Source organism: Rubripirellula lacrimiformis (genome assembly GCF_007741535.1).
GTDB classification, from domain to species: domain Bacteria; phylum Planctomycetota; class Planctomycetia; order Pirellulales; family Pirellulaceae; genus Rubripirellula; species Rubripirellula lacrimiformis.
Genome location: NZ_CP036525.1, coordinates 5,517,578 through 5,544,312, shown reverse-complemented (window position 1 = coordinate 5,544,312; position 26,735 = coordinate 5,517,578). Strand labels below are relative to the sequence as shown.

General features: G+C 58.2%; 15 protein-coding genes. 9 read left to right on the top strand and 6 right to left on the bottom strand.

The genetic code is table 11. The features are described from left to right. Positions 1 to 662: 662 nt before the first annotated feature. Positions 663 to 1,775, bottom strand: a complete 1,113-nt coding sequence (locus K227x_RS19380) for a TonB-dependent receptor (RefSeq protein ID WP_145172093.1) — start codon at positions 1,773 to 1,775, stop codon at positions 663 to 665. A gap of 697 nt (positions 1,776 to 2,472) precedes the next feature. On the opposite strand from K227x_RS19380, the gene K227x_RS19375 reads away from it, so the two are divergent. Then, positions 2,473 to 3,189 (top strand): PAS and helix-turn-helix domain-containing protein, encoded by a 717-nt coding sequence (locus tag K227x_RS19375; RefSeq protein WP_145172092.1) that lies wholly within the window; start codon positions 2,473 to 2,475, stop codon positions 3,187 to 3,189. Between the two features lie 212 nt (positions 3,190 to 3,401). Here the strand turns inward: K227x_RS19375 and K227x_RS19370 are convergent, their stop codons facing one another. Continuing rightward, complete coding sequence (locus K227x_RS19370; protein ID WP_145172090.1) at positions 3,402 to 4,859, bottom strand: RNA polymerase sigma factor RpoD/SigA; 1,458 nt, start codon at positions 4,857 to 4,859, stop codon at positions 3,402 to 3,404. An 858-nt stretch (positions 4,860 to 5,717) separates the two neighbouring features. Here K227x_RS19370 and yacG point away from each other — a divergent pair. Both yacG and K227x_RS19360 read left to right on the top strand, forming a co-directional pair. Then, a complete protein-coding gene (gene yacG / locus K227x_RS19365; protein ID WP_145178133.1) occupies positions 5,718 to 5,999 on the top strand; it encodes a DNA gyrase inhibitor YacG in 282 nt (93 codons plus the stop codon). 346 nt (positions 6,000 to 6,345) lie between these two features. Continuing rightward, positions 6,346 to 7,941: a hypothetical protein gene (locus tag K227x_RS19360; protein ID WP_145172088.1), complete on the top strand. Its 1,596-nt coding sequence runs from the start codon at positions 6,346 to 6,348 to the stop codon at positions 7,939 to 7,941. Between the two features lie 99 nt (positions 7,942 to 8,040). Here the strand turns inward: K227x_RS19360 and rpmA are convergent, their stop codons facing one another. The 4 genes from rpmA to K227x_RS19340 form a co-directional block, all read right to left on the bottom strand. After that, positions 8,041 to 8,304 carry a 50S ribosomal protein L27 gene (gene rpmA, locus K227x_RS19355; RefSeq protein ID WP_145172087.1) on the bottom strand — a complete coding sequence of 88 codons (264 nt, stop codon included), beginning with the start codon at positions 8,302 to 8,304 and terminating at the stop codon, positions 8,041 to 8,043. 92 nt (positions 8,305 to 8,396) lie between these two features. Beyond that, on the bottom strand, positions 8,397 to 11,201 hold the full coding sequence (locus K227x_RS19350) for a c-type cytochrome domain-containing protein (RefSeq protein WP_246145933.1): 2,805 nt from the start codon (positions 11,199 to 11,201) through the stop codon (positions 8,397 to 8,399). 81 nt (positions 11,202 to 11,282) lie between these two features. Beyond that, positions 11,283 to 13,457 carry a DUF1549 domain-containing protein gene (locus tag K227x_RS19345; protein ID WP_391540455.1) on the bottom strand — a complete coding sequence of 725 codons (2,175 nt, stop codon included), beginning with the start codon at positions 13,455 to 13,457 and terminating at the stop codon, positions 11,283 to 11,285. A 244-nt stretch (positions 13,458 to 13,701) separates the two neighbouring features. Next, the gene (locus tag K227x_RS19340) at positions 13,702 to 15,078 is read right to left on the bottom strand and encodes a DUF1501 domain-containing protein (protein WP_145172083.1); all 1,377 of its coding nucleotides are present in this window, start codon (positions 15,076 to 15,078) and stop codon (positions 13,702 to 13,704) included. Positions 15,079 to 15,191: 113 nt separating this feature from the next. On the opposite strand from K227x_RS19340, the gene K227x_RS19335 reads away from it, so the two are divergent. The 6 genes from K227x_RS19335 (at position 15,192) to K227x_RS19310 (ending at position 26,720) form a co-directional block, all read left to right on the top strand. Further along, entirely contained in the window at positions 15,192 to 16,010 is an 819-nt protein-coding gene (locus K227x_RS19335) for a helix-turn-helix domain-containing protein (protein WP_145172081.1), read from the top strand. Positions 16,011 to 16,275: 265 nt separating this feature from the next. Next, complete coding sequence (locus tag K227x_RS19330) at positions 16,276 to 18,288, top strand: NAD(+) synthase (protein ID WP_145172079.1); 2,013 nt, start codon at positions 16,276 to 16,278, stop codon at positions 18,286 to 18,288. Further along, a complete protein-coding gene (locus K227x_RS19325) occupies positions 18,281 to 20,161 on the top strand; it encodes a serine/threonine-protein kinase (protein ID WP_218933382.1) in 1,881 nt (626 codons plus the stop codon). The genes K227x_RS19330 and K227x_RS19325 overlap by 8 nt, the downstream gene beginning before the upstream one ends. Before the next feature lie 135 nt (positions 20,162 to 20,296). Beyond that, complete coding sequence (locus K227x_RS19320; protein ID WP_246145932.1) at positions 20,297 to 23,122, top strand: PSD1 and planctomycete cytochrome C domain-containing protein; 2,826 nt, start codon at positions 20,297 to 20,299, stop codon at positions 23,120 to 23,122. Between the two features lie 2 nt (positions 23,123 to 23,124). Beyond that, positions 23,125 to 24,615 carry a DUF1501 domain-containing protein gene (locus tag K227x_RS19315; RefSeq protein ID WP_145172073.1) on the top strand — a complete coding sequence of 497 codons (1,491 nt, stop codon included), beginning with the start codon at positions 23,125 to 23,127 and terminating at the stop codon, positions 24,613 to 24,615. A gap of 419 nt (positions 24,616 to 25,034) precedes the next feature. Beyond that, positions 25,035 to 26,720 (top strand): cation:proton antiporter domain-containing protein, encoded by a 1,686-nt coding sequence (locus K227x_RS19310; protein WP_145172071.1) that lies wholly within the window; start codon positions 25,035 to 25,037, stop codon positions 26,718 to 26,720. Positions 26,721 to 26,735: the final 15 nt, after the last annotated feature.

Sequence of the window (26,735 nt, the reverse complement as noted above, 5' to 3'; positions counted from 1 at the left end):
CATCGCGTCCAACGAAGCTTCAAAGCGATCCACCAAGACAAAAGAACCACCGAAGCTTCAACCTGAAACTTTGACGACGACCGGCAATCCAAAATTTTTGAAAAACCACTTCAAAAACACGGCGTCAAGCCACAACCGGCCAATTATTCACAGTCTCGCTGGGCACGCGGTTAAACGACGGTGGGTGTACGCGTTGGATCGCCCGCACCGCTTGGGCAACGCCCAGCGCGCTTGGTTCGTTTAACCGCTTGGGCAACGCCCAGCGCGCCTGTGCGGCTGCAACGCGCGGCCCGCTGGGCACGCGGTTAAACGATGGTGGGTGTACGCGTTGGTTCGTTTAACCGCTTGGGCAACGCCCAGCGCGTTTGTGCGGCTGAGACGCGCGGCCCGCTGGGCACGCGGTTAAACGATGGTGGGTGTACGCGTTGGATCGCCCGCACCGCTTGGGCAACGCCCAGCGCGCTTGGTGCGGCTGAGACGCGCGGCCCGCTGGGCACGCGGTTAAACGACGGTGGGCGTGCGCGTTGGATCGTGCGCACCGCATGGGCAACGCCCAGCGCGGTTGGTTCGTTTAACCACTTGGGCAACGCCCAGCGCGCTTGTGCGGCTGCAACGCGCGGTCCGGTGGGCGCGCGGCTGAACGACGGGGAGGGTAACCCGAGTCAGAATCGCCAGTTTGCTCGGACGATCACGCCGTCGCCCAGGTCGATCTCGATGTCTTGGCGTTCGTATTCGATGCTGCGTCCCATCGCGTAACCGGCTTCCAGCGTGATCCCTCGGTTGCCGACAACAATCGACTCGTAACCGGCTAACAATTCGAAGGCACGGACGGTCAGTTCATCTTGGGTCCCGTCGGATCGCTGGACGGCCCAGGTGTTCCCGCCGATACCGCCGCCGATGTAGGCCCATCCTTCGCCGTTTTGCCCGTCTCGCCAAAGCCGGCGGGCCAGACGCGGGCGTGGCATCGTTAGATCCAGTTTCCACCATGGCGTCGGGCGGTAGATAAGCCCGATCGCGGGCAACCAATTAAAGTCGTCTCGATCAAAGTAGACGGCGCCAACGGACACCTTCAGATCGCGGCGTACCTGCCAATTCAGCAGGAACAATCCAAACAGCCGAAACGCACTGTCGGATGACTCGAAATCGGTTCTTGCCGATGGCGACAGGATCAGCGTGGTGGAGAAAGCGTCGGACCACTGCTTTTGATTCAGAAAGTTCACCCCGGTGTTGTAGACCTGTCCCGGCAGATCGATTGTTTCCGGACCGTCGAAGTGATCCACGCGAAAAAAGGGCTGCATCCCTAGGATGTTATCCATCGATCCCAGCGGAAGTCCAAAGCTGACGCGAGCCTCTTCAAAAGTCTGGTTCAACCCCGAAGGGCCACCGCCGGTGTCCCACAGGTATCCGCCCAGGACTTCACTGCCCTGGTAGAAACTGCGGCGAAAACGCTCGATGGGTAGCTCGGGATCTAGACCGGGGCGACCTAGCAGGGATGAATCGATCAGCGGCCCAAACTCGGACGGTGGGCTGGGGGGGCCGGGGACAATCAACGGGTCCGTCGATGGTGCAAACAGACTTTGCCCTGACACGCCGTAACGCAGCGGCAGTTGGTCCGTGGAAGTCCCGGGATCCAGCACGACGGCTTGGCCTTGATTGATCGGGGGGCCGAGAGGCAGACGGTATTCAGGCGTCTGGCTAGCCGCTTCGGAAACGACGCCACATGCCAGGACGGTGGACATCAGGAGACGTCTCAGCGGCGGTTGGGGGCGTAGCATGGCAGGTTCTCGATCGCGTGACGGTACGCAGCCGACGCAGCGATCAACGCCGTCTGGAAGTCCGCTGGGCTAGCAGACGGCAAAGCGGGGCCGCCGGCTGTTTGTTGGAGATAGCAAATATTTCCGTCACCCGGCAAGTCGTCTCGTGGAGGAGGATTTGGTCCCCCGTATCACCCAGCAAGTGACTCCGTCGTCGTTGTTAACACGATCCTGCCGACCTATCCGGGCAACGATGTCCGCCCAGTGAGTCAAAATGGGTGAACATAAGAGAAGTCAGGTGGGACCAGCGCGAGTGTGCGGGTTATTGGGATTTGTGCGCAGGCCTGACTGTTGTATGGGATCGATATTCTCCTTAGTGGCTGTTAGCGGGGTTGCAGGACCCTCAGGTGAGCCGTCCACCGCCGTGTGTGGCCCGTTGGAAGGGTTGGGGGGCAGAAACAGCCGAAACAAGATTCGGAAAGTCGCAAGTTCGGTTGCGGTATGCCGTAAGTTTGTGCGATACTTCCATTAGGTGGCGGTTCATTCCGCTGCCTATGGAGGACTTCGCTAGTGCCCCAGTGAAGTCCTTTGTAGTGCTCGGCAAGTTCGGAACTGCCCCTTTCGGCTTGCCGAGTCACTACATTTTTCGAACGTCGTTAGGCAAAAAGGGACGCTTGCGGCCAACGATGCAATTCACCCTGAATCCAGGGGGCATCACTTGCCCGCAGTCATCCATTCTCTGATACCGCAAGACGACGATGCGGTCGCGTTCTATTCGTCTTGCATGGACCTGACCAATCGGGTTCGCAAAGCAATCACGGCCAACGCCCCGCTGCTTCCACTGTTGGAAACCAACAGCGATTCGGTCTACATCAAGGCTGCGGATGGCACGATGTTGGTGTGCAACCGTGGCTACATCAATCTGTTCGCCCCAGGGACCGACCCCACCGGTCGATCGACAGCGGCGTATCTGAACGAAGATCTAGTCACCGCGGCCCGCAGTTCGGACCTGCTAGTGCTCTCTGGTGCCGATGACGTGATGTTCATCCACCCCTATCACGACACCAAAGGCCATTCGCTTAGTCTGCGAACCTTCAAGGGATCGCTACTTGGACTTGGGCACCCGCGGCATGCGATCATCGGGATCAGCCGTTTGATTGGCGTCAACGTCAGTGAACGTCGCGAGCGTCTGCTTCCGCTGGGACGATCTTGGGCGATCTACGAGACTCTAAAGCAACGCGATCAAGAGATTGCTGTATGGGTGGCGCGTGGCGAACGCATCAAAGCGATCGCCGAGAATTTTCATGTCTCCGAAAAGACGATCGAAAATTCGCGTAACTCAACAATGAAGGCGCTGCACCTTGGCAATCCTGTTGACCTGATCAAATTGATGGTGCGATTGCAGGACGGCGGGTTCGCCGACTTCGGACTCTAGGTCCCACTTCGCCCCTCGCAGCGTCTGCGAGAACGAATCACGCCGGGGCCCGGCACGCCTCGGTCATCTGCCGTACTCTGGGCGACACTTCTGAGCGCCTGCTGGTAAGCAGCGATTCGGTGCTGGCTGGGCGTGGACAGTAAAGACGTATGGATCGGCGCGGCTGCCGGGGCGGTTGTCGCCATGATCGCGACCGGCAACCGTTGGACCAACTAGTTCAAGAACTCTGCCAAGTGCTCGGACACTTCGGACCCTTTCAGTTTGATGATCGCGGCACGTTCGATCTGCCGAACCCGTTCACGGCTGAGCCGAAATACATTGGCCACTTCGGCCAGCGTGTGCGGGAAGTGAGTTCCGAATCCGTAACGCATCAACAAAATTTGCCGTTCGCGATCTCCCAATACAGACAGCAGCTGTGAACATCGGTCCTTCAGGTCGTTCGCATCGGCGCTTTCCGGCGGGGACTCGTCGCTGCGGTCGGGCAGCAAGTTGCCGAACTCCTGTTGGGTCCCGCCATGCACACTTTGGTTCAGGCTGATCGGTGTCTCGGCGACTCGTTCTAGCACGGCCAAACGATCGGTCGACGTGTTGGTCAGCTGAGCCAGTTCGTTTTTCGATGCGCGTCGTCCGGTTTGTTGGAAGAACTTTGTCTTCACTCGCGACAGTTCGTTCAGTTCGCTGATGACCTGTGCGGGAACGCGGACAGCTCGTCCCTGTTCCGCGACGCCACGGCCGATCGCTTGGCGAATCCACCAGGTTGCGTAGGTCGACAGTTTGAAACCACGTCGATATTCGAACTTCTCAACCGCTCGCATCAAACCGGCGTTGCCTTCTTGGATCAGGTCCAGGAACGACACACCACGTCCGCGGTATTTCTTGGCGACCGAAACGACAAGCCGCAGGTTGGCTTCGACCAACGTGCTCTTGATGTCCAGGTAGCCATTGTAAGCTTCGTCGATCCGTTTCATCCGCCGCTGCAGTCCGGCACGCGAATGAAGCGTCGGTCGCAGGGACTGGACGTATTGACGTTTGATGTCGGGCGAATTCGACGATTCCGCTTCTTTGGCCAATCGTTCGATCTGCAGCACGCGTCGCTTCAGGTCGTGGTACATGTCCTCGATCACGGGAAGCCGGACCGCGAACTCTTCGATCAACGCGATCGAATGGTCACGACGTCGCACGAACATGCGTAACGATTGACGCCGTTTGCGTGCAGAGACCGATCGGCGCGACGACAACGCGAAATGTTCATGCATGTCGGCGCGAACGCCGTCGATGGTCGACAGGTTTTGTGGCAATCGGTTGATCATTGCCTGCTTGGCTTTGTCGTCGGCAACCGAATAGTCGAGCGCCCGATCGGCTCGCTTTTCGCCCTGTGCAACTTGTTGCAGTTCTGCAATCGCCACGTCGGCGACATAACCGATGCGCAGCATTTCGCGTCGGAAGATCCGTCGGGCCGCATCCATCTTCATCGCCAGGAACAGTTCGTCCCGGGGCGATAACAGCGAGGTGCGAGCGATCTCTTCCAGGTACAACCCGAGAGCATCCGCCTGATCGTCCGCATAGGCGGTCCGAGACGGTTCTCGTTTGCCTCCACGAATCGAAAGGTTGACTTCGTCAGCTCTAGGCTTGCGTGGGGTAGTAAGCTCAGGTGAGTAGAGGGAAACCATATCCGTCCTGCTCCTCGATTATCGGAATAGCGATCGCAACCGCTTGTAGAATGTTCAATCCAGCCATCAAGCCGACACCTTTGTGAGATGCGGCCTGATTTGACCGAAAACAGTGCTGACCCGTGTTTCAGGCGATTTCCCTCTTTGCAGGGGGTGAAAATCGCCTTGGCATATTCGGGTGGCAGCGTGTTTCGGTCTGTCACAACATCTGTTGCAAATAGCATGCCCGGACTAGCGTTAAAACCGTTTTAGGGGCGTTCTAGTCGCCATTTGCACGTTTTGTGCCCAAATCCGTCCTTCGACGGCGGGGCACCGGTACTCGCAGTCCCAAAATGCCCCAGTCTTTGCTGTCTTATTTTGAAACCGATCTGTCGTTTTGTATGGGCGTGGGGTCAGCAGGTTTCCGTGGGAACGTTGCTGTCCGGCTTCGTCGCTGGTGAGTCTTCCTTTCCTAGACGCATCCCAGCACTTCAAGGTTCCGTCAGTGATTTGGCGAACGGGGCCGATCTGACTGCGTGGCGTTGCCGCCCTGTGATCAACCGCAGATCGTCGTCGCGATCAACATGGCGGTGAACGAAATTTCCGCAGCAGTGTGATTCGTACCGGGGCGCTGATTCTTGGTGTGTCGGGTGTTCACTGACGAAAAGTTTTCGAACAATGCGTGGCACGGCTGGCGCCCGGTCGCCGATCTGGGATCACCGAACTGGGATCACCAATCTGGGGTCGCTACGCGGCGAGTGAGGTAGCCAGCGGTGACTCTTGGTTCGGTTCCGTTGTGGGCTGCGAGCCTTTTGGGGGCAATTCGTTATAGTGACCTGCCAACCTCCAACCACCATCCATTCAGACTCTGTGATGTCCATGCAATCCAACGATCGCAACCTGGCTGCTCGATCTGCCCGTCATCCGGGATCCGTTTCCTGCAGTACCTGCGGACGTCGGTTCATGATCGACGAGTCTCCGACGCCGCCATTCTGTAGCGAACGCTGCCAGCTGATCGACCTAGGGCGGTGGTTGGACGAAGACATCAGCGTTCCACACGAAGGTGGGAACAGTGATGTGATGGGCGGCCAACGTCGTGACGACGACGATTCGGACGACGACGAAACGGATGACGATGCGGGCCAAATCCGTTTCGAGTAACCGCCGCCAATAGGGTTGGGGGCGTGCGAATCGTTGGTGTGCGAACACGAGGCGTTTGTGGGGGGATCGAATTACTTTCGCAGTCGACATAACCCCAACCATTCCTGGTGATCGTCAAGGTTTTCCAAGGTGGTATTGCGGACGCGGCCGTCAAACTCGCCGATACGCAAAGTGTCCCCGCAATCGAAACAGTTGCCCAAAGGAATGGGTCTGACCGTCGCTGTTTGGTTCGCGGAGGATTCCCGCCTTCACCAATCAATGCCGTCTCGCAACGCTCACGATCGAGCTCGGCTATCACCGCATTTCATGGAAGATATGCGTTGGAATAATCAGGAGTTACCCGACCATGTTTCCTCAAATTTGTCGTCGTCTTCGTCGCGCTGCCCTCGCCACGATCATTGCTGGCACTACTGTTTTCGCCGCCCCAACGCATGCCGGTCAGTTTGACTGCGGAAGCGACTTCGTCCCGATTGCTGTCGAGATCGAAGCGCCAACGTCGCCCCTAGTCAACTCGCCCGCAACTGCCAAGCGGCTGGTGGAATCTGCATCGCTGGCTCGCACGACAGAGCCGCTGCAGCAGGACGAGGAATTGTGTGGATGGGTGGAACAGGCCCAGACGGTCAGACCCCAGCAGGCGTTGAATTCACCGGTACAGGTGCCGGCCTTTGCAGGTGGTTGGGGGACGCATGATTCCGGCCCCATCCAGTGGCGATTGGTTCCTGATCAGATCGCGGGGGCGGCCGGCGGGTCGTCGGCGAATGATTCGGCTGGCACCGTGTTGTTGGGTGAAGTGGCACCGCGGCCCGCCAAGATGGTTCAGGCAGACCAGCATGCAGCAGCACGAAACGTCCAGGCCCAGTCCGGGTTTTCGACGTCGGCTCTAGCATCCACCGTGGTCGCGGCGACGGGTGTCCGCGTGCAGCAGTTTGCCGAGCCGTTTGCGTTGGTCGGCCCCTATTGGCAAAGCTCGCTAGCCAGCATCGACCAGCTGCAGTCGCTGTATTCAGGTTTGGTGGCGCACGCGGAATCCGAGCAACGTTCCTACGAGAAGGCAATTGCGGTAGCCATTTCGAAGGTCGCATTGGAAGAACCCATCGATGCCAGTGTGGTCGATGCCAAGGTGGCTGTGTCGCAGCCGCAGGAGACGGAGTCGGAATCGACGTCGACGTCGACGTCGACGTCGACGTTGGCGAAGCGGTCTCCTGATCCGACTAGCATTGCCGCTGCGGCCCCGTCGATCCAGGTCTCGCCAATCAATCCGTTGGTGGGTGGATCCGGGTTGATCGCCACGATCCAGGACGAGCCCTACATGGCTTACGATTTGGCCCCTCGCGATCAAAAGGTGTGGACGTCATTCGCCTATTCGTCTCGCCCGTTCTGCGTCCGAAGCCCCAGCGACTTGATGGCTGATGCGATCATGTGGGACGCAATCGAAAACGGATCGAATGACGTCGAAGTGGTCGATCTGGATGCAGCGGACGCTCCGGTGGCCCAAGTGGAATCGATCGGATCGGGGTTGGCCGATTCGAATCTGCTGAAATCCGGGCTCGTCGATTCTTTGGCAGCCTGGGTTCGGTCGTCGCCGGACTGTTTGTTGGACGAATGGGTTGGCCACGTGGCCGCGTTTGTCGATTCACCGGTAATCGGCGATGCTGTGATCGGCGATGTTGTGCAGCCCGCGGCAATCGGTGGTTCCATCGCTGCGGCCCTCGGATCGACGTCGGATGCCGCTGGTGTGGCGATCGAGGCTTTGGCGGTTCGGATGCCCAAGCCGCAAGCCAGCCCTAGCAAGACCGGCGTCAAGCTGTTGGCCAGAGCCGAGTTGGACGAATCCGACGAGTTTGGCAAATCGATCTTGGTCGACAACGCGATCGGGGCGGATCAGGCCAGCGATGTCGAAGTCAGTATCGCCACGGCCCCGAGTTCCCAAGAGGTTCGCTAGGCAAACGGCGGCGTAGGCGCAGCAAAAACGCCTCGTGAAATCACGAGGCGTTTTCGATAGATAGTTGTTTGCACCAGCAGGGTCTGCTGGTCAACTGGCTTAGCTAGCCGCAACGACTTCTTCGGTGACGACGTTGATTCGGCGACCCTTGCGATCGAACATCACCTTGCCGTCAACCAGTGCGAACAGGGTGTAGTCCTTGCCTTGGCCCACACCGCGGCCTGGGTGCCACTTGGTGCCAACCTGACGAATCAGGATGTTTCCAGCGACAACGGCTTCGCCACCGAACTTCTTGACTCCGCGACGTTGTGCGTTGGAATCGCGACCGTTACGGCTCGAGCCCTGTCCCTTTTTGTGTGCCATTTCGAGGCGTCCTGTATCGAATGAATCTATAGTGTGTGGTTTGGAATCGCGGAGAATAGCGAACAAACCGAACTTTCTCAAGGGGTTTGCTTCTATTCGGTGACTTCCACCGTGATCGGGTGGGTGGTGACGCCGCCATCGGCCGCCGCAGTCAGGAAAAACGTCCGTGGTCCCAGCTCAGCCACAGGGTCGGCCGTGATGAAGAATTCTCGCTCTGTCATGCCTTCCAACGCCAGCAGCCCGTTGAGCCCGATATTGTCGACGTAGACGCCGTGAGCGGCGTTTCGGCCCGCATTTTCCTTGCCAAAGCTGACTTCGTTCTTGAATCCTTCCGCCCGGTCCAGCACCACGGTCGCCGAAACCGTCTCGCCTCGCCCCACCCTCAGCGTCCAATTTTGCTCTGCCGCGTCCACCGTGGGCGTCCCCGCCGCCCGGTCGCCTGGGGCACCGGAACCAGAGGATTTCGAATCACTTGGCCGAATCGACGCGATCACGCTGGGGCGGTCTTGGATCTGCAATTTCCCCAGTGACCCGGCCTGTCTCTCGATTTGGCGGCCCGCGGCGGTTCCGCGAGCGACCAATGGTGGCGTCATCTCGCCCTCCCATCCCTTCGCTGATTCGCCGACCCACACCACCGCTTGGGCCGAACGTTGGCCAGGCTGGATCGTGACCGGGAAATTGGTGACCACGTCGTCGGGAAGGCCCGTCACGTCGAACGTGACAGCGCCGTCAAATCCATCCAAGCGATCGACGCGGAGCGTTGCTTCACGGCCGGTCCCACGCCGCAGCGGCTTGCTGATCGCGGAAACCGACGCGGTGAACGATGGCGCCGCGGCACGAAGTTTCATCACATAGCCGTATTCGTCTCCGCCTTCCCCCCGGGTATCACCGACTCGGACGGTATAGGCACCATCCGATGGCGCGGTGAACAGGATCCGACTAGACGATCCAGACATCCGAGTCGGATCGTCATCATTTTCGTAGTAAACGTCAAAGACGGGCAGTCCGTTGGCGGCCGGTTCCTCGCCGGATGCCAGCGGGCGAACGATGAACGCGGGTTCGCCCAAGGCATGGGTGGTGTGAGACGTGCCAAAGTAGGTCCAGCGTTGTCCTTCATTCGGGTACACGTTGAATCCCGAATCTGGGCCACGCGGATACATCGCCAATCGAGTCACTTCGCCGGCCGCGTATAGGAATTCGTTCAGGTGCATTTCTTCCCAATTGAAGAGCCGAAAATCAGAGGTCTGCGAACTATCCTTGCCTCGAAAGGTGAAGTACGAATCGCGAACGGCCTGCAACCGGGTTCGCAGCACCGGTTGGCCATCGCTGTCCAGCACGGCCGCGATCGGATCGATCCGCGACGCTGCGGTGCCGCTATTGGCAGGGCTAACTTCGATCGCCCAAACCTCCCCCTGCCTGGCATCGAATCGGAAATAGTCCGAATCGCCCGGGGGACTGATTTTGCCTGTTGCCACCACGCCGCGTGGGACATCGGTGACCGCATCCAGCGTTTCGGTTTCGGGCGTTTCCGTCGCATTGCCCGCTGTCCCCAGGTCTAAATAGATGGGGGATATCGGATCGGTGGCAACCGCGGCGGCGTCGCCGATCTTGGGCAGCGTTCGGCGAGCCATCGATCCGTTCATCAGCGATACCCAAACCGTCTTGCCGTCATCGCTGATCGATAGGTCACTTGCGCTGCCTCGGACGGGATCTAGGATGGCTGCTTGGTTCCAGTCGGAAGTTCGGATCACTTTGATGTTGCCCGCCTCGCTGATCACGACGACGGCACGGCCATCTGGCGTGGCCGCCATCATTTCTAGCGGCGATTCGTCGACAAAGCGAGTCGCGACAATCGGGTTGATGCGAGGCTTGTCGACCGAACGCAGGCTCCATACCCGCAGACGGTTATCGCTGCTGACCGCCAAGATGAATTTTCCATCGGCAGTCACGTCGACGGCGAAAACTTCGCCTTCGGGTTGGTTCAGCGTATCGAGCCGCTGTCCCGTTTCGACATTCCATACCTTGACGGTTTCGTCAGCACAGCCACTGACCAGGATCTTGCCGTCGGGCGAAAATGCCAAGTCAAACACGGCACCGTTGTGTCCGGTGAATTGACGCACTGCTTCGCCCGATTCGATGTTCCACAACAAAATGTCACGGTCATAGCCGGCGGTGACGATCTGTGTTTCGTCCGGAGAAAACTCCGCAGCATAAAGTACATCGCGGTGACCGATCATCGTTGATAGCAGGTCGCCCGAATCGACTGAAAACAGGGCTGCCTCGCCATAGGAACCGGCCACCCCGGATGCGATCAACAGACGCGATCCGGCGCGGTCGAACCGGACGGAATTGACTTTGCCAAAATCACCTCGGATGACTCGCAGAACCTTCCCGTCGGTGTCCTGCATTTCGATTTGTCCGAATCGGGCGACAGCGCGAAGCGTTCCGTCGGGCGAACCTGCGATCGCCGTGATCGGCAGCGCCACGTTCGGGCCCGTTTCGATCTTCGGTGTCCGCAGTTTGCGTTTGATCGGTATGTCGCCGTCGGGACCGATGGCCCCCTGTTCGATCCAGCTAGCGATCACAGCCAATTCGTCCTCGCTGGGCCGCTGCTCGCCTTCGGGCGGCATGGCGGGATCCATCTTTCCAGTCATCATCAAGAACAATCGACTGCTGGTGGGCGCTCCCGCCGTGATCGCCAGTCCATGTTCGCCGCCGTTGATCAACGCAGCATGCGAATCCATTGCCAAGTTCCCTTCGGCGTCGGAATCGGCGTGGCAGCCGATGCAGTACGTTTCGAAAATGGGCAGCACGTCGCGGACATAGTCAACGCTGTCCGCGGCCCGGACGGACGTCATCGGCAGAATCGCAAAGGCCAAATAGGATAGGAAACGCATGGTGGGCTTTCGAATGGGCGAAACGGTAGAACGTTTCATGATCGATGGTTGCAGAGGCAGGAATCAGCGGCGTCGGTGACGTCAGTGATTGAATGTGAATTCGGTGCTGGTGATGATGCTCCAGGCGACGTCACGAAGCGCGGTCACACGGTCGTCGCCGTATTCCCGGCGGATCGCCATCAAGGTTTCCAATTCGGCGTCCGTCGGTTGTCGTACCAATGCGCGAGTGAACAAGGTTCGGACGATCGACTGGTCGTCATCGCCGGCGTTGATTCGTTGACTGATGACGTTGTTGTCGTTTTCAAGTTTCCCGTTCAGCGTGCCGCCGTTGGACATGTGCAGCACCTGCACCATGCTGGGTTCGCTGCTGCGTTCGCATTCACAGGTGATTTCTCGTGGGTTGCGTCCGAAAGTTTGCAGGAAATACGAATCGACGGACGAGTCATACAGTTCAATCGCACGCGTTCCCGGTGGATAGAAATCGGTGTTTTGCGTGTCGGCCCCCGGGAAGGCAAGTTTGTCGAACGTTGTCGACGTCATCAGCACCTGGTCGATCGAATCCAGCATCACCTCGGCCATCATTCGCCGCGGGTAGTAGCGACTATGGTATTTGCTTTCGGTGCTGTTTTCGGGCAACGGCAAACTACTGCGTTGGTACGTCTGGCTGTTCAGGATCGTACGCATCAGCTGTTTTAAATCGAACTCCGATTCAACCACATGTTGCGCCGCCGCAGCCAGTAGGGGTTCGTTGGATGCCGGATTGCTGGCACGCAAATCGTCGACTTGTTCCACCAAACCGCGTCCAAAGAAGTTGGCCCAGATGCGATTGGTGATCGATCGTGCAAAGTACGGGTTTTGGGGATCGGTCAGCCATTCCGCTACAACGCCGCGGCGATCGCTCGGATCGTCGATGTCCAGCGGTTCGGAATCCAAGGGGGCCGGTGGTTGGGGTTTGCCTGAATTCGGTTGGATCAGATCACCACTGGCCGAAACGTAAACGGTTCGCAGTCCGTCGCCGTTGCGTCCGTCGCCGCCCCAACCCTTGGCCCGCACTCGCGCGAACAGATTGGCCATGGCGTAGTACTGGTCGTTGGTCCATTTTTCCAGCGGATGGTTGTGGCATTTGGCGCAGCCAATCGAAAGTCCCAGAAAAGCTTGGCAAGCGCTTTCGGTCATGTCTTCGGGGGTCTGGTTCAGTGCGTAAAAGTTTGTCGCCCCGTTCTCGTCGCTCTTTCCCTTGGCCGTCAAAATTTCGCGAACGGTTTCATCCCAGGGTTGGTTTTGACGAACCGCGTTGTGGATCCATTGGTAATACGTCTTGACCGCGATCGGACGCAGACGGGTGCCGTTGATGACCAGCACGTCGGACCATTTGTAAGCCCAATAGTCAACGTAGTCTTCGCCTGCCAACAGTCGTTCGACCAACCGTGCACGACGAACTTGGGCGTCATCGGCATCGAAAGCTTGGTGTTCGTCTTCGGTCGGCAGCCGGCCGATGGTGTCGATCGTTGCACGACGCAAAAATTCATCGTCGTCGCAGGGCGGGGATGGACGCAGACGCAGCGTTTCAAGTTGAGCCAAGTTGAGGTCGTCGATAAAGTTCGCTCGTGGTGCGTCACGATAGACGTCGGTTGGGATTTGGTGCGGATAGGGGACGGTCATCCTCGCCAACGCTACTTTGCTGCCGAACCAAACCAACACCGCACCCTCGCCACTGCCACGCACCTCGACATGACCGGTCCCGTCCACGGTGGCGATCGCTTCGTCGGTGGCCGTGAACTGCGACCAACGCGTCACGTCGCGGGTGCTGCCGTCGCTGTAGTGCCCCTGGACAGTGATCGTGGACGAATCACCGGGGCTCAAAAGAGCGGTTGGCGGCGTCACTTCGATGTGTTGCAGTCGCGGGTCGTCGTCGACCGGCGCAGCAGCACCGCTGGCGATCCACTGGGCAATGACGTTGTAGTCGTCGGATCCGGCCTCTAGCCGAATGCCGCCCTTGTGTGGCAGTGCACCGGTCGGTTTGGCCAGGACCAGGGAACGTCCGGGATCGGCCATTTCGATCCTTCGCCCGCGAGCCTGACGCGCGATCGCGGCAAAGTCGGCTTGGGAATCGTAGCCTTTCAGCGACAATCGAAAACCGCCTTTTCCGGCCAACGCACCATGGCAGGCACCCATATTGCAGCCATGCTTGGTCAGCACGCTTTGAACTTCGTTGCGAAAGACACCGTGGCCGGCTTCTTCGGCACCAGCCAACATCGTGACCGCAGCGAACAGCAAGGAAAGAAAATATCGCATCATCATATTTATCGTTGATTTTGACGTGGGACCGCGACGGTCGTTTGCGGCAAGCGAACCGCGTGGCAGTTCAGGACGTTTGATGGGGGGGATCGGTGGGCTAGGTGCCGAGCTTGGCGGGAGGGGAGGGAAGGAAAGCCCGCGGAGTTGCTGTCGGCGTGCTTGTCTGCAGATGCACTTTGCAGAGAAGCTTTGCGATCAGGCGTTAGGCGAACAGTTCTTTGATCTCGCGGACGCCAAAATCCACTAACGGAAAAGGTCGTCCACCCGGTCCGGGCATTTCGGCGTGCAGGTCCAGTCCCAGACTCTTGAAGATCGTCGCGATGATCTCGCCTGGGTTGGTCGGTCGATCAGCCGGAACGGCACCGATGGGGTCGCTGGCACCGATCGCGCGTCCACCCTGGACACCGCCCCCGGCAAAGGTGCAACTGAAACACTGTGGCCAGTGGTCTCGCCCGCCCGCCGGATTCACTTTGGGCGTACGGCCAAATTCGGCAAGACCGCACACCAACGTGTCTGCCAACAAACCCCGTTGGTCCAGGTCGGCGATCAGCGCTGAATAGGCTTGGTCGTACATCGGTGCGACGATGTTCTTCATGCCTTCGAGTGTTGTGAATGGCTTGCTGCCGTGCGTGTCCCAGGTGATTTCGTTGAATACGGTCAAGAACGTATTGATCGTGACGAAACGGACTCCCGATTCGATCAGGCGACGCGAAAGTAAACAGCACTGACCAAATCGGTTCATGCCATATCGTTCGCGGACGGATGTTGGTTCCTTGGTCAGGTCGAAGGCTTCGCGGGCCTGTGGGCTGTTCATCAGTCGGTAGGCAGCTTCGAAGTTTTTGTCCAACATCTTGGCCGATTCGGAGGCTTCCAATTCGGCCATCCGGCTTTCGATCGCGGCCCGCATTCGGCGGCGGCGGTCGATGCGGACGTCGCCCAACGACTGGGGCGGCAATAGGTCGGGAACTTTGAAGTTTGCTTGGGACGGGTCGGCCATCAGCGCGAACGGGTCGTAGGCTTTGCCCAGGAATCCGCCGGCCTGGCCATTGGGCAGGTTTCCACCACCGCGGCCCATCGTTTCGGGAAGCACCACATGGGCGGGCAGGTCGCTGCGACGCCCACGCATGTATTGCAGAACCGCGCCGGCGTGCGGGTAGTTCACACCGCCGGTGAACTGGCGACCGGTTTGCAACATCTGCCACCCAGCATCGTGGACGGCTGCCGCGGTGTGGTAGCAGGATCGAACGATCGAAAACTTGTCAGCGACTTCGGCATGCAGCGGCAGGATCTCGGACACCTGAAAGTCGCCTCGAGTCGAAATCGGTTTGAAGGGGCCGCGAACCTCCGCCGGCGCCTCCGGTTTCATGTCGAAGGTGTCCAACTGGCTGGGGGCACCCAGGTTGAAAATCATGATGCATGATCGTTTATCCTTGGACGGATCGACGACACCCCGTTCGGCCGCTGCAAGAAATTCGGGCAAACCCAACCCGATTGCCCCGAGGGCGCCAATTTGCAGGAAATCGCGGCGTTTGGTGCCGTTGCAGGTGTGAGACGAGCCGCGCGAGGTCAAATTCAGCATAGGAGGTGGGCCAGCAATCGATGGAGGATTTGTCACCATTGGACTGCTGTATCGTAGCTGAACCGTCCGGAGCCGGATTGCAATGATCGCGCATTTGTTTGTACAAATCGCGCATGGCCGACTTGATTTCCACTTCCGCTTCGACGACGTCGATCCTGGATCCATTCTTCGATTCACTCGACGATGTCGCGTCCATTCTGCGTCTGTTCGACTTCGTTCCTGATGTCTATGTGTACATCAAGAATCGGGACGGTCAGTTCGTCGCTGGCAACAAGCCGTGGCTGCGCATGCGTGGTGCCAATTCCATCGCCGACGTGGTGGGCAAGACGGATCGCGAACTGCATCCGCTGTTTTGGGCCCGCCAATACCAGGAAGAAGACCGGCGGGTGATGGATTCTGGCTGCGAACTTCCCGAACAAATTTGGCTGGTGCCATCGGAGAACGGCAAACTGAAAACGTTCATCAGCACGAAAATCCCACTGCGTTCGGGGGGGGGCGACGTGATCGGAATCGCCGGCGTGATGCATTCAGCCGCCAAAACCTCGGCGCCCATCGACATGCAAGATCCGATCGCGCAGGCCACCGAATTGATTGCCAAGCGGTTCAGGGGATCATTGACGGTCGCCGAAATCGCCTCCGCCGTCGGTTTGTCGGTCAGTCAATTGAATCGTCGTTTTCGAACCAATTTTCAAGTTCCGCCGTCTGAATACTTGCAGCGGGTGCGTGTCCACCATGCCGGGTGCATGTTGTCGGACACCGATGCGCCGATCAGCGAGGTCGCTTTGGATACCGGATTCTTTGACCAAGCCCATCTGACGCGAACGTTTCGCCGATGGTTGGGGATGACGCCCACCGAATTTCGGCGTTCGTTTCGTCACCAGGGCGGGCACGGTAACCTACCGCCGAATTCGATCGCCCCAACGACCGGATAGGCGGATGGACGGGAAAGACCGAACGAACGGTTCCGCCAATGCGTGTGCCTAGCACCGGAGGCCGAAAAGCCACTTGGCTGGGTCCGGCAAAACGGTGATTCCGTTATACTTTCGCAACGGTTGAACTGATCTGCTGGTCGCACTCGATTTCATCTTATCTACCGACAAACGAATCAACGACGCAGATGGGGCTAATCAGGGCCTCCCACCGCCTCAGACGGCGCTCGCCGACTGGCCGATTCGCGCCAACGCAGCAATTTACAAAATGACTATGCAGAACCACGGTTTCTATCGCGTCACAGCGGCGGCGCCCGCGATGTCGGTTGCCAATCCCGCAGCCAACGCTGCGGCATCGATGCAGATGATCGATTCCGTCGATGCCGACCTGGTGGTGCTGCCAGAACTGGGCCTGACCGGATACACCTGCGGGGACCTGTTTGCTACCGATGCGTTGCTGGATGCTGCTTTGGACGGACTAGCGGAGATCGCAGCGCACAGCAGTCTGCACCGGAAAGTGGTCATCGTCGGGATGCCGCTATCCGTCGGCACCTCGCTGATGAATGTTGCAGTGGTCGTCGCGAACGGTTCGATCGAAGCGGTGATTCCAAAGTCTTACTTGCCCACCTATCGCGAATTTTACGAAGGCCGGCATTTTCGTGGATCGGACGAAACGGATCCCCCCACGATCGAAATCTTTGGCGAATCGGTCCCGTTCGGTACCGACCTGTTGGTGCAGCACGGCGACGCTAGAATCGCGGTCGAGATCTGCGAAGATTTTTGGACGCCCATTCCGCCTAGCAGCCATGCGGCCATTGCCGGGGCCAACGTGCTAGTGAATCTATCGGCCAGCAACGAAACCATCGGAAAGGCTGCTTGGCGACGGGACTTGGTGCGAAGCCAGTCCGGGCGTTGCATCGCCGCCTATGTCTATGCATCGTCGGGGCCCGGCGAATCAACATCCGATTTGGTGTTCGGCGGCCACTGCTTGGTTGCCGAAAACGGTGGCATCCTAGGGGAATCACGGCGCGTCGGCGACGGTGTCGAACCCTTCCATTTCGAAGCATCGTCGATCACCTGTGACGTGGATCTGCAGCGGCTATCGCATGACCGTCGTGTCATCGGTTCCTTTGACGATGCACGCAGCGATCGACACCTTCAGTACCGAGTGGTTGCAGCGGAGTTTCCAGAGGTGGATCCGGATTGGGGCCCACTGCCACGAACCAACCTGCTGCGACCATTGGATGCGCACCCCTTCGTACCGGACGAAAGCGGCGAACTGGATTCACGTTGCGCCGAGATCTTTTCGATTCAGACGGCGGGCTTGGTCAAGCGACTGTCCCGTTTGGGCAGCGATACGAAATTGTCGATTGGTGTATCGGGCGGTTTGGATAGCACCTTGGCGTTGTTGGTGGCCATCCGTGCCTGTGATGCCGTTGGCAAATCACGATCCGATATCGTTGGCATGACGATGCCCGGGTTCGGTACCACCGATCACACGCGGACCAGCGCCGACCAATTGATCGAACTGACTGATGTCCAGCTGGAAACCATCGATATTCGTCGGCTGTGCCTGGACACGTTCCTTTCGCTGGGGCATTCACCGTTGGGGATCGTGATCGATGGTGAAACCACAGTGGATGGCTTGCAGGTTCGTCTGAACAATGTCGGCGATGATGCGAAAGATTTGACGTTCGAAAACGTCCAGGCTCGAATTCGGACCATGCTGTTGATGAGCCGTGGATTTGTGCTGGGCACGGGCGACATGAGCGAGCAGGCGCTGGGGTGGTCGACCTACAATGCCGATCATATGTCGATGTACAACGTCAATACTTCGGTTCCCAAAACGTTGGTCTGTTTCCTGGTTCGATACGCGGCAGAGCATTTCTTTGACGGGCCGCTGCGGCAGGTGTTGCATCGGATTGCCGACACTCCCATTTCACCGGAACTATTGCCTCCTCGCGCCGACGGCACGCTGCGGCAAGCGACCGAAGCCACGGTGGGATCGTACGAACTGTTGGATTTCTTTTTGTATCATTTCGTCCGCAACGGTTTTGATCAGCAGAAGATTCTGTATTTGGCGTCGCACGCAAAATTCGATCAGCAGTATGCACCGGAAACGATTGCTGAAACCTTAGACGGATTCTTCAAGCGGTTTTTCTTTAACCAGTTCAAACGAAATTGCGTTCCCGATGGGCCGAAGGTCGGCTCTGTCAGTCTTTCGCCTCGAGGGGATTGGCGCATGCCTAGCGACGCAGACTCGGACGCGTTCCGTGATTGATTCTTCAGGACCAGACCGATCGGCCGACTTTCGTTGGGATGTGGATCGGTTTCTTCAAACCGCGATTGATCGCCAGCTGATCAGCCCCGAGGGGGCGGAACAGTTGCGACAACGGGGCGATGATGACGACAGCCTGATCGGGCAGTCGGCCATTGAATCCGGCTGGATGTCGCCGACGGGTGTCGAGATCACCGAAGCGTTTTTGTATCCGGATGACCTAGCGCCCGGTTACACGCTGCGCGACGTGTTGGGCCAAGGTGCCTTGGGCGTCGTCTATCAGGCACATCAACCTCGGTTGCACCGTGACGTTGCCGTCAAAGCGATCTTGCAAAGCCGGTTGATGCAAACCAATGTGTTGCCGCGTTTTCAAAAAGAGGTTGCTGCGATCGGTCGGTTGCAGCACCCCAACATCGTCGCCGCTTTTGATTCGGGGACTCACCGCGGCCGCGTGTTTTTGGTGATGGAATTGGTCCGCGGAAAAGACTTGCGAGCTCGCATTGATCTGGGGCCGCTGCCGCCGTCGCACGCCCTATCGATCGCTCGCCAGACCGCGATGGGACTTTCGCACGCCGCGTCGCACAACATCATCCATCGCGACATCAAGCCGGCCAACTTAATGTTGACCGATGCCCCGGCTGGTTTTGATCTGCCGATTGGCGTTCCGTTGGTCAAAATTGCCGACTTCGGACTGGCTCGATTGACAAACGTCAGCGATGTCGACGACGATCAGTTGACCATGACCGGGGCAGCGTTGGGGACGCCGATGTATAGCGCCCCGGAACAGCTTACCGGTGATCCGGTGGACCATCGTGCGGATATCTACGCGTTGGGGGCGACGCTGTTTGCGATGCTGTCAGGGGTTCCACCCTACGATCCTCAGAAGGTTCCCGCTCTGATTGCGGCAAAGATCACGGGCGTCCCGCCGCGATGGGACCGATTGCCGGCATCCGTTTCGGCGGACCAGCGCGTGCTGCTGGAACAAATGATGCACCCCGATCCACTGCAGCGGATGGGGGACTATGCGACCGTCATTCGGCGATTGGGCGATCTGGGGGCGGTTTCAGTTCCGGCGCTGGGGGAAACGGAAATCGATTCGGATCCTTCGAAAGCGGATTCGGCGTTGGGGTCAAAGGTTGGATCGGGTGAACGCCGCTGGATGGTGTGGACGGCCGCGGTGCTTGCGATCGTGCTTGGGATGTGGGCGTGGGGATATCCCAAGTTCGTTGCGTCCCGAGCGGTCACGCTGCCACCGACGCTTGAATCGGTCTGGGCCGAACCGCTATTTGACGGCCAGAGCTTAAGCGGATGGACGAACCACCGATCCGTGTGGCGGGTCCAATCTGACCGCGAAGGGTCACGCGTTTTGGCCGGCGTCGGATTGATTTCTCATTCCATTCCAGCGCTTCCGGACGATGTCAGGCAGGACGCGATCGGTCGCGGGCTTCGTGTGCGAGTCGACCTGCAGTCGGCCAAGGAGGTCGAAGTCCAATTCGCCTTTGCACAGGATTCCGTCGACGAGGGCCAACGATGGGCGGTGCGAGTGACGGCCGATACCGTCGAATTAGGTCGCCGCGAAGGCAGTGATGGAAAGTGGTCGCCATTGAAGACTGTTGAAATCGATCGGCCCGTCGTCCCCGCTGCGCAGGGTGTCGAAGGTGAATTGATCGATCCGGATTGGCGGGAAGTCCAGATTCAGCAACATGGAAGTCGATGGTTCGCACTGTTCGAAGGTCAGATGATTGGGTCGGTCAATAACGTTGAATCGGCCGCCGAGGTTCTGCAGTTGGTCGCACGCGGGGGCGAGGCTTTCTTTTCGGACATCAATGTCTTTGGTTTGGTCCCCCAACCGCTTTCGCAGAACAAGTCCGAGTGAATCGGTGTGTCCCGTGCGGTAAATGGCGGCGTTTGCGGCATTAGGGAGGCCAAATGGCACTGACGCGGCTATACTTCCATTCAATCATTCCTCCGTATCGCCAACGAACACAGGCCGATGATTTTTCGCTTTTCTATGATTCTGGCAGCCGTTCTGGTTGCTTCCACGCCATCCGCATTTGGCGTGGATTTTGCCGACGATATCCGACCGCTGCTGAACGAACACTGTGTGGCGTGCCATGGCGGCGTAAAACAGGCTGCCGATATTTCGTTCATCCATCGCGATGCCGCTTTGTCGGTGATCGAACCGGGGGAGCCCGACGAATCAACCTTCATCGATCGAATCACTTCGACCGACGAATACGAGGTCATGCCGCCACCGGAACATGGGCATCCGTTGACGAAGCAGCAGGTCAAACTGTTTCGGGACTGGATCGCCGAGGGAGCTGTCTGGGAACAACCTTGGTCCTATGAAGGTCCGCGAAAATCGGATCCGCCCAGCGTCGAAAATCCGGATTGGTGTTTGACCCCGATCGACGCGTATGTGTTGGCCCGGCTGGAAAAAGAAGGCATCGAACCGGCACCCGATGCGCCGGCTGCCCAGTGGTTGCGACGCGTCACTTTGGATCTGACCGGCATTCCCCCAACGCCTGCGCAGCACGATGAATTCATTGCCGCAATCACCAGCGACGGGGCGGCAGCTTACGAATCCAAAGTGGATGAATTGCTGCGTGACCCAGGCTTCGGCCACCGATGGGCGTCAGTTTGGCTGGACCAAATTCGTTATGCCGATTCGCGTGGTTTGGGATTGGATGGACGACGCGAAATTTGGAAGTACCGCGATTGGGTGATCAAGTCGCTGAACGACGACATGCGTTTCGACGATTTCACGATCAAGCAAATCGCCGGTGACCTGATTCCCGAACCGACGATCAATGACCGAGTCGCGACGGCGGCTAGTCGCTTGACCCAAACGAATGAAGAAGGCGGAACCGACGACGAGGAATTTCGTATCGCCGCGGTGATGGATCGCGTCAGTACCGTCTGGCAAACCTGGCAGGGAATCACGTTCGAATGTGTTCAGTGTCACAGTCATCCCTATGACCCCATCAATCATGAAGAGTACTACAAGTTTGCGGCCTTCTTCAACAACTCGATGGATAGTGACCTGAACGAAGAGTATCCGTTGGTCAGCGTTCCCTTGGATCCGGCCGACGAAGAACGTGCCAGTGCATTGGATCTGGACATCCTTCGCATGCAGGAATCGATCTGGCAGCGAGAGTATGACTTGATCAATGGCGATCAGCCAGGTTGGTGGTCCATCGATGATTTCACCGCTGAATCGACTGGCCAAACCCGAGTCCGCGTCGAGCAGCGAGCCGGGCACACCGAATTCGCTACCATCGACACCTTGTCCGCCGGCACCAAAATCATGATCGATGCAGCGGTGCCCAAGGATCAACAAACGATTTCGGCACTGCGGATGACCTTCTTGCCGCGTGATCCCGAGTCGGCGAAAGCGGATTCAGAATGGGGGTTCATGCTTTCCTATCTGGACGTCAAGTTGGTCGCGCCCGATAGCACGGAAACACCTGTCGAGTTTTCGCGAGTGATCGGCGATGAACCGCATCCGATGAAGGATCCCCAGCAGAGTCTGAACGCAAAAAACAGCGACGGATTTGCCGCTTATAGCCGCATCCATTATGCCCGAACCGCGGCATTTATCTTGAAGGAACCCATTTCGGTGCCCCAAGGGTCGCGATTGATGATCACCTTGGACAACCGGGCCCAGATGTTGGGTGCCTTTCCCCTGGTCACCCGACGGGGATTCTTCGAAGCATCCAGTAGGCCGATCTTCGGCAAGCAGCTTGACACGCAAGCGTTGGTCCGTGATCGACAACAGCTAAAAGAGTGGACCGACCAGCGGCGTAAGATTCCGTCCAGCCGTACCCCGGTGATGGCGGAGCGACCAGCATCGTTGAAGCGGCCGACTCACGTGTTCATTCGCGGTCTGTTTTTGACCAAGGGGGAACAGGTCCAGCCCGGCATACCCGCATCGTTGGGCACTTTGTCCGGTGACGAACAGGCCGACCGGATGACGTTAGCAAAGTGGTTGGTGTCCCCCGAAAACCCGCTGACCGCTCGCGTGACGGTCAACCGAGTTTGGGCCCGAATCTTCGGGACCGGATTGGTCGCGACGGAAGAGGATTTTGGATCCAGCGGCGAACGTCCCTCGCACCCTGAACTGTTGGACCATCTGGCCCTACAGTTTGCCGGTCCGCAGGGCTTTCGCATCAAGACGCTGGTTCGGTCGATCGTGCTATCGCATACCTACCGACAATCGTCCATGATCCGCGAAGAACTACAGGCTGGCGATCCGATCAATCGCTTGTTGGCGCGTGGGCCCCGGTTCCGTATGCCTGCAGAAATGGTTCGTGATCAAGCCTTGGCCGCATCGGGATTGTTGGCGGACACCTTTGGCGGGCCGCCTGTTTATCCACCCATCCCCGATGGTGTTTGGAAACCGTTTTCCAGTGGCGACCGTTGGAACACGGCCAAGGTGGGTGACGCCAATCGCTATCGCCGAACGATCTACACCTACACCAAACGCAGCATTCCGTACCCGATGATGGCGACGTTTGACGCGCCATCACGTGAATTCTGTAACCCACGACGGTTACGGTCCAATACGCCGTTGCAGGCGTTGATGACATTGAACGATGCCACATTCGTTGAATGTGCCGCGGCGCTTGCGCGACGGATGGAATCCAACGGCGACGATCTAGATGATCAGATTCGATTCGGTTTCTTGGCAACCGCATCGCGTCCGGCGGACGACCGCGAGATGGATTCGTTGCGGGGCTTGTATCGACGGTCGATTCAGTCCGGAGCAAAGCCAGACGCGGCGATGAATGACGTGGCGACCGTATTGTTGAACCTCGACGAGATCATGAGCAAATAGTGATGAAGAAACGAGAAACCTTAGACCAGCAGCTGTATCGGCAAACGATCCAAGACCGGACTCGTCGTCACTTTTTGCGTGATTGCACCACCGGTTTGGGTGGATTGTGGATGGCGACTCAGAATGCACCCACAGCGTCGGCTGCGTTCACACCGGGCCACGATCCGCAGAACCCGCTTAGCCCTGTGCTGCCGCCGCTGCCCGCAAAGGTCAAACGAGTGATCTTTCTGCACATGGTCGGCGCGCCAAGTCAGTTGGAAATGTTCGACTACAAACCCGACTTGAAAGCGTTGGACGGGAAGGATTGTCCGCAGTCTTTCTTAGAGGGCAAACGGTTCGCGTTCATCAACGGAACGCCGAAGATGCTGGGCCCTCAATTTCCGTTCAAACAGTACGGGGAATCCGGCGCCTGGGTTTCGGATCGGATGCCACACTTGGCTCAGCATGTCGATGATTTGTGTTTCATCAAGACAATGCAAACGGACCAGTTCAATCATGGTCCGGCCCAGTTGATCGTTCACACCGGCACATCGCAGATGGGTTCGCCGTCCATCGGATCTTGGGTGACCTGGGGATTGGGGTCTGAAAACTCCGATCTTCCTGGGTTCATCGTGTTGTTGTCCGGCGGGCGGTTGCCGCGTGTCGGCAAGGCGCTTTGGAGTGCAGGATTTTTGCCCTCGGTTTATCAAGGCGTTCAGTGCCGATCCCAAGGCGATCCGGTTTTGAATGTCTCCAACCCCGAAGGTGTTAGTCGCGATGACCGTCGCCGTGTGTTGGACGCGCTGGATGAACTGAATCGCCATTCGCATGAAAAATTTGGCGATCCCGAAACGCTGACGCGGATCGCGCAGTACGAGATGGCCTATCGCATGCAGACGGCGGCGCCGGAGGTCATGGACCTGAAAAAGGAATCTGCAGAAACGCTTGCAGCCTACGGGGCCGATCCAGAGAAAGAGTCGTTCGCGAACAATTGCTTGTTGGCCCGGCGGTTGGTCGAAAATGGCGTCCGGTTTGTTCAGCTGTTCGATTGGGGATGGGATACGCACGGATCCAACAAGAGCGAAGCGTTGCACCACGGATTGGTCAGTAAGTGCAAGAGCACCGATCAGCCGATCGCCGCACTGCTGAAGGATCTGAAGGATCGTGGGCTGATGGAAGATACTTTGGTGGTTTGGGGAGGCGAGTTTGGCCGGACCCCGATGCGAGAAAATCGCGGCGGCAAGGAAATGGCCTTCATGGGGCGTGACCACAGCCCCGATGCGTTCACCATTTGGATGGCCGGCGCGGGCGTTCAAGCGGGGATGACCTATGGCGAAACCGATGCGGTCGGGTACACCCCGGCAACGGACCCCGTTCAGGTGCGTGACCTGCACGCCACGCTGATGCACTTGATGGGATTTGACCATCAAAAGATCAGCTACCCGTTCAAGGGGCTGAACCAAAAGCTAACGGGTGTAAAACAGGCTCGCGTGGTTCGAGAGATCTTGTCGTAACGCGAGTGTGATTGGCCGGTTGCCAAGATGGACGCCCCAGTTGTGGGACGCCAGGGTGCCGTCATGCGGTCGATCGACTTGGGTTTCTAGGCGGAAACATCCCCATCTTCGGCAGCACTCGAATAACCGGGATCTGCGTTCGGTGGTGCTGCGGTTCGGCGCCGATTCATTGTCCCGATCGATACAAACCGACATGGGTTTGCTGCGTTGACGCGGTCAATCGGCTGAAGATCGCTGATATCGCCAGCCAGCATTGCAAAGAATCAGCGCTGCTTAGAATCGTGACATAGGTTCTATTCAAGCGGCCGTGATCGTGTGTTTGGCCATGGTGCTGCCAATTCATGGTGCGTCGCATAGCAATCGGCGGACAGTTTTCTCAACAAACTTATCATCCTCCGCCAAGGCTGCATTGAAACCGCATGGCCGATTTCCATCTTCACATCACCGGAACGCTAGGGCTGTTGCTTGGCGTTTGTCTGGCTGCCGGCGTTTTTGCAGATCTGTTGCACCTGCCCAAAGTGACCGCGTATCTGTTGGTCGGGTTGTTGGTCGGCCCCAGTTTATTGGACTGGGTACCGGGCGAGCACTTAGAGACGCTCGAGCCATTGTTGATGCTGGCGATGGCGATCGTGCTGTTCAACTTGGGGTGCGAGTTCACATTCACCAAGTTTCGCAGGGTCGCGAAGCGTTGCTTGGTGCTGTCTGCGGGCGAAATCTTGGCAACGTTCAGCCTGGTCATGATCGGGCTGTTGATGTTTGGGTGTTCGCCAAGCATGTCGCTGCTGTTGGGATGCTTGGCGGTCGCGACCGCGCCGGCGACCACGATATTGGTGCTGAAAGAGTTTCGATCCGAAGGGCCAGTGACCGAGAGCACGGGTTTCTTGGTCGCGATCAATAATTTTGCCTGCATCTTGATGTTCGAGTTCGGGTTTTTGGCGATCCAGCAACTCCAAGGCAACTTCGAAACATCGATGCTAAGCCAAGTGGGCAGGGTGCTGGCAAGTTTGACCGGGTCAATCGCGTTGGGCGTGCTTGGTGGTTTGGTGGTCAGCTACGGTTGTGGGCTGCTGAATGCCAAGCGATGGTTGGTGCTATTGGTTGCCGCGTCCACGTTCATGTTGGGGCTGAACGAATCGTTGCATTATCCCTACATGCTGACGTTCTTCATCATGGGGGTCACGGTCGCCAACACGTCGGACTACAAGTCCAAGATTACCGACGAACTGGATCACTTGTCTGGATTGTTGGCCGTCTTGTTTTTCGCCGTTCACGGCACGGGACTGGATATCAACCAATTCGTTGCTGCCGGTATCCTGGGTGTGGTCTACATCGCGTTCCGGATCGCGGGGAAGGTGCTTGGCGTTTATATCGCCGCTCGCGTGACGAAACAGCCGATCGAGGTTCGCCACTGGTTGGGTTCCTGTTTGTTGGCACAGGCTGGTGCCGCGATTGCACTTTCTGCGATCGCGGTCCAGCGGAACCCTGAATTGGGAAAGCCGGTCCAGGACATCATCCTAGGGTCGGTGGTGCTGTTTGAAATCATCGGGCCACTCTTCATCCGTAAATCGTTGTTGGTCACCGGCGAAGTCCCGCTGGCGCAAGCGATTCACCACAGACCTCGCAGTCCCTGGGATCAGGCCCGCAGTTTGATCGATCGCTTTCGATCCAATGTGGATGGTACCGAAGTGGCATCACCCGCCAATAACTTGGTGCGGGTAAGTGATTTGGTCCGGAAGACCAGTGGGATCCATCAGTCCGCCAAATTTGATGACGTGGTCGACCATATTGAAAACAGCCACGACAGCACCTATCCGGTGGTCGACGACTGTTTAGGCGTGGTTGGCGTGATTCGCTATCCGCTGCTAAGCGATGTGATGTTTGACCATAGCGCCGCGACCTTGGTTTGCGCCGAAGACTTGGTCAGCGCGACGGACGCGGTTCTGCATCCGGATGAACCTGCGACGCGTGCCTTCGAACTATTTCAAGCCGAAACCGATGATTGCATCCCGGTCGTCACAAGAGCGGCCCCGCACGAATTGCTAGGTGTTGTCCGCCGCAGCGATGTCGTCCATGCTCTGATCAATCAGCGCCGAAAGAAACGGTGACCACCGCGAGTGTTC